This window comes from Salinimicrobium flavum, assembly GCF_042684505.1.
GTDB classification, from domain to species: domain Bacteria; phylum Bacteroidota; class Bacteroidia; order Flavobacteriales; family Flavobacteriaceae; genus Salinimicrobium; species Salinimicrobium flavum.
Map to the genome: position 1 here is coordinate 1 of NZ_JBHULT010000002.1, position 6,727 is coordinate 6,727.

2 protein-coding genes and 1 rRNA gene are annotated in these 6,727 nt (G+C 41.9%); all 3 read left to right on the forward strand.

The genetic code is table 11. From position 1 onward, the window contains the following. The first annotated feature begins 108 nt into the window (after positions 1 to 108). Positions 109 to 218, forward strand: a 5S ribosomal RNA gene (gene rrf / locus ACFSTG_RS00025). Positions 219 to 1,619: 1,401 nt separating this feature from the next. Next, on the forward strand, positions 1,620 to 5,129 hold the full coding sequence (locus tag ACFSTG_RS00030; protein ID WP_380747222.1) for a T9SS type A sorting domain-containing protein: 3,510 nt from the start codon (positions 1,620 to 1,622) through the stop codon (positions 5,127 to 5,129). A 392-nt stretch (positions 5,130 to 5,521) separates the two neighbouring features. After that, positions 5,522 to 6,727, forward strand: a 1,206-nt coding sequence (locus tag ACFSTG_RS00035; protein WP_380747224.1) for a hypothetical protein, incomplete at its 3' end; no start/stop codon positions are given.

Sequence of the window (6,727 nt, forward strand, 5' to 3'; positions counted from 1 at the left end):
TTTCTTAATTTTTATTTTCCAACTATGTCAACGTTATTAGGTATGACATCTAGTAAGTAATCACGGCTTTACGGCCAACTGATCACTGAACACTGCATACTAACAGCTTAAGGTGGTTATAGCAACGGGGCTCACCTCTTCCCATTCCGAACAGAGAAGTTAAGCCCGTTAGCGCAGATGGTACTGCTATCTTGTGGGAGAGTATGTCGCCGCCTTTCTTTTAAAGCCTCAACAGCAATGTTGAGGCTTTTTTTTTGTTTAAAATTTAATGGGTTAAGCCCGTTAGCGTCCCGATGCTTCGGGAGTACTGCTATCTTGTGGGAGCCCCGATAGCTATCGGGGGTCGCCGCCCTGCCTACCGGCAGGCAGGCTTTCTTTTAAACCCTTCATCATGAATTTGATGAAGGGTTTTTTTATGCCCTAAACTCAAATCTGGAAACGACCGTCAACACCCCTGCCTGCCCGTACCCTTCGGGCAGGCTTTCTTTTAGAAGACCCTTACAGCAATGTAAGGGTCTTTTTTTGTTTGCAACAAATTTGTATTGGAGAGTCCCGAGTCGCCAGGGCTCTCGGGATTAAATCCCACATCTTTAAACCCTGCGCCCTTTGTGCTTGTGTTTAAAGGTGGTCATTAATATGTCGCCGCCCCGCCCGTACCGAATGGTACGTTCGGGCAGTCCCGCCTGTACCGTTCGGGCAGGCTTTCTTTTAAACCCTTCATCATGAATTTGATGAAGGGTTTTTTTATGCCATAAACTCAAATCTGGAAACGACTGTCCGCCCTACGGCGGACGGAGAGGGTCTTCTTTCGGGAAACTGTCTTCAAAAATCAGCCAAATCGGGGAGGGTTTTCTTTCCCAAAATTCTCTTCAGGAACCCCGATGGCGCGGATTTATAATCCGTGCCGGCTAATACCAGGAGCATTCTGCTAACGACAGACCACCCCGTCTCCGCCTTCCGGCGAATCCACCCCTCCTTTCCCTGCGGGTAGGAGGGGAACCCTTAAGCAATAAGCTTAATTGAAATTGATTGTCCTGGTTTTTCCTTTTCATGGAGGGTGCTTTTATCCGGAAAATCCCTCTAGGAGCAAGCTGGACGGGGAGGGTCTTCTTTCCGGAAACCTTCTTATTTTTTATTCCGAAAGCTTCACTCTTACGTAAATTATTTTTTCCCAAAAAACCGGCCTTTTTCTCCTTTAACACCAGATTCATATTAATTATGATCTGGAACACTATAATCGGTAAAAATCTCATTATTCTTTCCTTTTTTTAATGGATTTTTAAATCCTGTCAAATTTAAAAAATGGAGGTTAAGTGATTGATATTAAATAAATTGTATTATATTTATATGTGCCCAGGAAAAGATTTTTGGGATAAAATATCGAAGTTCTTCTGCCGCTTCCCTCAAAGCGGAAAATAGTAAATCCTTCCCCCTTAAGGATCCGGTTTTCCCCCAATGGCTCACTGCCATTTTGAAGGTTTCCTTTTTCCTTCCTCTACGGAAAAAGTTGGTTTTCCCCTTTCACGATTTTTTTAGTCTTGCGTAAGCAGGAATAGCAGCTCCAATCTATTTCCTACGGTTTTGGTTATGGAATATTATTAACCAAAAATTAAATTATTATGAAAGATTTTACGATGGGTCCTGTTACGACAGGATCGGGTAGTTGGTATGGAAAATGGAAAAATGATATTATCTTTCCGCTTTTGACAATAATTCTCTTTCTCATTCCATTTAATGATATTTTTGCTCAAAAAACTACAGCCGAAAATATCCAGGGAATTGCACCGGTAATTACTCCTCCCGGAGGATTTGAAATTGACGGTAATGCTTATGCGGAAACCGCGGGCGATTGGGAATCTGATGCAATTAATGAATCAGCAGGGTTGTTTCTAAGTACACTAACTCCTGAAGATTTTGACACGGGTACACCCGAATTTTTATTCGATCCCGAATATAGGGCAATGTCTTTCTTTTATAGAGATGGAATTACCAATAACGATCCTACTATTTTTACCAGCTCTAATAAAATAGATGACGATCCTGAAACCTATACCTGGGGGGCTGGTTCTTCTCCAAACAAAAATGAGATACAAACTGCGGCCGTCCACTTTACTTATGGTGATGACTCCTTCTTGGATTCTGAAGGTGTGCCATATACTAATTCTGACGACCTGTGGGTTATTTTTGCTGCAGATCGTCAAGTGACCAATGGAAGTAGTTATATTGACTTTGAGTTTTTGCAAAATTCATTGATCAGGACAGGATTAGAAGCAGGTGAAGGCGGATTTGAATCTGAAGGAAATGACGGTGGACGAACCCTTGGAGATCTTTTGGTTACTGTTGAATTTACACAGGGAGGTGCAGCTGCGAAGGTGGTCATTAGAGAATGGGTGTTTGAAGGCGGGGAATATTTTTATAAAGAATTTGCTAATTATCCTGAGAATACCATTTTCGGAACCGTAAATACTGAAGAAACCGTAGTACCCTGGCCAGTTTATTTCACTGAACCATTAGAGAATGGATTATACCAATATGAGATTAACCAATGGGCAGAAGGTGCGGTTAACTTATCTCATTATTTTGGGAATGATGATCCTTGTCGCAGTATAAGCACAATGTTTGTAAGAACCAGAACATCAGGTTCTTCAGGCACTTCTGAACTTAAGGATTTTCCAAGACTTGAGCAACTCTCCATTAATCTAACTCCCGAAATTTCCTTTGATGACCCTGATCCAATCTGTGAACCCGGAACGGTTAATCTAGAGGACATAGAGGTAGCAGGTTGTGAGGACGGTACCCTAAGTTACTGGTTGGACATTACCTTCCAAAATGCGGTGCCCGATCCTACTGCTGTGGGAGATGGAACTTATTACATCAAGTGTACCAACAACCAGAATGCACAATGTTATGATATCCAACCGGTAACAGTTGTGGTCAATCCAAATCCTGTGCCGATGGTTGATGATGAAGCTGAATGTGAGGGAGACACTGCCACATTTAGTACAGAAGACCTTGGTACAGGCTTTAGTTACCAATGGTATCTCAATGATGTTTTAATTGACGGGGCTGACAGTTATTCCTATACTACAGGTGCATTAACCCTTGAAGAAGATGGTGATGTTTACAAAGTAAGGGTCACAAACGATGAAACTTCCTGTTTTGGAGAAGAATCAGGTACTTTGACCGTGAATGCAAATCCGGTGCCTGTGGTCGATGATGAAGCAGCTTGTGAAGGGGATACCGCCACCTTTAGCACCGCAGATCTCGGCGCAGATTTCAGTTATCAGTGGTATTTGAATGATGGTATTATTGAGGGAGCCACCGGTTTCAGTTATACAACCGCTGCCTTAACTCTTGCCGATGATGGTGATGTTTATAAAGTAATCGTAACCAATGACATTACTTCCTGTTATGGGGAAGATGCAGGTACCTTGAGTGTATATGAAAATCCTGTACCAGTGGTTGATGATGAAGCCGAATGTGAGGGAGACACCGCTACTTTCAGTACAGCAGACCTTGGGTCAGGATTCAGTTACCAATGGTACCTCAATGATGTTATTATTGAGGGAGCTGACAGCTTCAGTTATACTACCGCCGCGTTGACTATGGATGATAGTGGTGACGTATACAAAGTGGTCGTTACTAATGATGGAACAACTTGTTACGGAGAAGACTCCGGTACGCTTACAGTGGATCCAAATCCGGTTCCTGTGGTTGATGACGAGGCTGAATGTGAAGGTGATACAGCTACTTTCAGCACTCCTGACCTTGGAGCAGGTTTTAGTTATGAATGGTATTTGAATGATGTGCTGATTGACGGAGCTACCGCTAACAGTTTTACTACAGGCGCCTTGACTCTTGGTGAGGATGGTGATGTGTATAAGGTTGTGGTTACTAATGATGCCACCGGTTGTTACGGAGAAGATTCCGGCACACTTACAGTGAATCCTAACCCTGTTCCTGTGGTTGATAATGAGGCTGAATGTGAAGGAGATCCCGTTACTTTCAGTACACCAGACCTTGGAGCAGATTTCAGTTACCAGTGGTACCTGGATGATGTTATGATTGATGGAGCTACCAGCTATTCCTATAATATACCGGAATTAAGTCTAAGTCAGAACGGAGGAGTATACAAAGTAGTAGTGACCAATGATATCACTGGATGTTACGGAGAGGATTCCGGAACACTCACTGTTTACGAAGATCCAAATTGTATAGCATCCAACAGCGGTCCTGTTTGTATGGGAGACGATGTTATGCTTTACGAAACCGGAGGAGATGCAGTTAGCTGGTTATGGAGTAGTGATGGTGCAGCAACTTTTGATAACAATACTCTTCAAAATCCAACTGCCAGTGGCGCAGTAAATGGAGAGATCTTCACAGTGATGGTGACAAGTGCAGATGGCTGTACTTCCACTTGTACAACTACAGTAACAGTGGAGATCTGTGATCAGGAGGCTTGTACCCTTGGTTACTGGAAAAACCATACTGACCGTTGGGCTTGTTGGTCTACCTGTACCTTGTATAGTGAGGTCTTCGGAATCGACTTCTCAGTTTATTCCGGAAATCCTGATGATGCAGATCTAACGCTGTTAGAAGCGCTTAATTTAGGAGGTGGAGGAATTTACAACCTTGCCCGTCAGTCAGTAGCGGCCTTGTTGAATGAGTGTCATGGAGACATAAGTTATCCATATTCAGGTGATTTGGTTGAGGATGTGTATAATGCCTTTGTGGGAGGTTATGCCGGTCAATTAGCAGATGAACTGGATATGATCAATAACGCTTATGAGTGTCCAATGTTTGGAAGTAGCGCTACTACCGCGCCTTCTGATAGTTGCGAGTCAACTCCGGCTTCCTCAGTGGATGCCTCAGCAGGTATTAGTGTTTCTCCGGTTCCATTTAAGGATGTCTTGAACATCAGGTATGAATTTGACTATGAGTCAGAAGCCCATATTCAGATATTTGACCTGAGAGGAAACCTTGTGAAATCTCACAAAGAATCTAACGCCGGATTTGGTAAAGTGACTACACTTAATGCCGACTTCGTACGTGGAGAACAGATGTATATCATTAAGGTAACTACAAATAAAGGTACCTATACCAAGAATGTAGTTTCCGGAAAACAATAAACTTAATTAACCTAAAAAAGAAAGCAGCCGGAAACGGCTGCTTTTGTTTTTTTTAACTAAACCGGACAAAATATCCCGAAACAGGTAATTTTGGATAAAATAATATTAAATTTTAACAAACACATGTTCCTGATTGTTAGAATTTTATGTAAATTCAGGATGAGATTCACCACTGCTTACCAGTTCTCCCGGTGAAGATCTTTCCCCACCTATTCAAGGCTTCCCCGGCCTGTTGTTGTTCTTCCTTTTTCCGATCCTCCTCAAAGAAAAAGTTATTTCCCCTTTTGAATTTTTTGTGAACTGCTTATGGCAGGATGATCGCCCTGGTCTCTCCTCTTGAAGTTACTCTCTTTTGTTCTGGTTAGTATTTATTAACCAAAACACTATTAATTATGAAAGATTTTACGATTGGAGCCTTTTCAGGAAAAGGAAAAAAAATTCCGAAAGCTCCGCAAGAATCAGAAACGAAGACGTGGAAAAATGTGATGTTTTATTTCTTGTTCGTGTTTATTTTAGGAAATAATTATTTATATGCTCAACTTCCTCCATGTCCGACTACTACACAAATTTGTATTGATGGTGATCCTGATGATTGGGATGCACTTCACAACGCTACAACTACTGCGCCAACATACTCTCATACACCTGATCCTTTCGGCGGAGGGGTCTTAGATGATCAATTTACTCAAGGCTCAAAGGATTATTTTGAAGCATCAAGTTTAAATTGGGCAGATGGACAAACAAAGGCAAAAAACGATATTGCTAATGCGGCGGCTTTTATCGAAAATGGTTATTTAAAGTTTGCAGGTGATAAAACTTCAAACAATGGAGATTCTCAAATTGGATTCTGGTTCTATCTCAATAATACAAGTCCACAACCGGACGGTTCGTTTGCACCGGAACACGCAATTGGAGATCTGTTAGTCTTAATAAACTTTACGGGGGGTGGTAGTACTCCTAATTTATTGGTGTATCAGTGGGTAGGGGGAACTGATAAAAAGCCTTCTAACTTGATAGATGTTACCCAATCAGGAATAGGTTTTGCTAAGCAAAACGCTGGTGGTGAAGAGGTACCGGAGGGTTGGTTGTTTCCTACTTTGACCTACGATTCAAACAATTTTTTTGAAGGCTATGTAGATCTTAATGAACTTCCCGAGGGATCATCATTTTGTTTTAGCCAGTTTATGGTAGAAGGTAGATCTTCCCAAACACTTGAAGCTTCATTAGATGATTTTGCTTCAGGACAGTTTGATGTTAAACCTAGCGTGGAAGTTAATAGTCCTGTAGTATGTTCATCTGATCTTCCTGCGACAATTACTGCTACACCCGAAAGTGGTTCAGTGGGAGATTATAATTATAGTTGGACTGTACCAATGGGAGTAAGTGATCCTGGTAACGTGGCAAGTTTTAATGCAAGTACAGCTGGAACATATAGTGTAATTATAACTTATAAATCACTAGGAGGAATAATTGACTGTCCATCTGAAACAGCTAGTGGTACTTTAACGATCAACCAGAATCCTACAGTTTCTGTAAATAGTCCAGTTGTATGTTCGGCTGATCTACCAGCCACCATTACTGCGACTCCGAGTCCTGCA

Excerpts from the sequence above, each read along its gene's own strand:
- ACFSTG_RS00030 (WP_380747222.1), top strand. The coding sequence starts at position 1,620 with ATGAAAGATTTTACGATGGGTCCTGTTACGACAGGATCGGGTAGTTGG.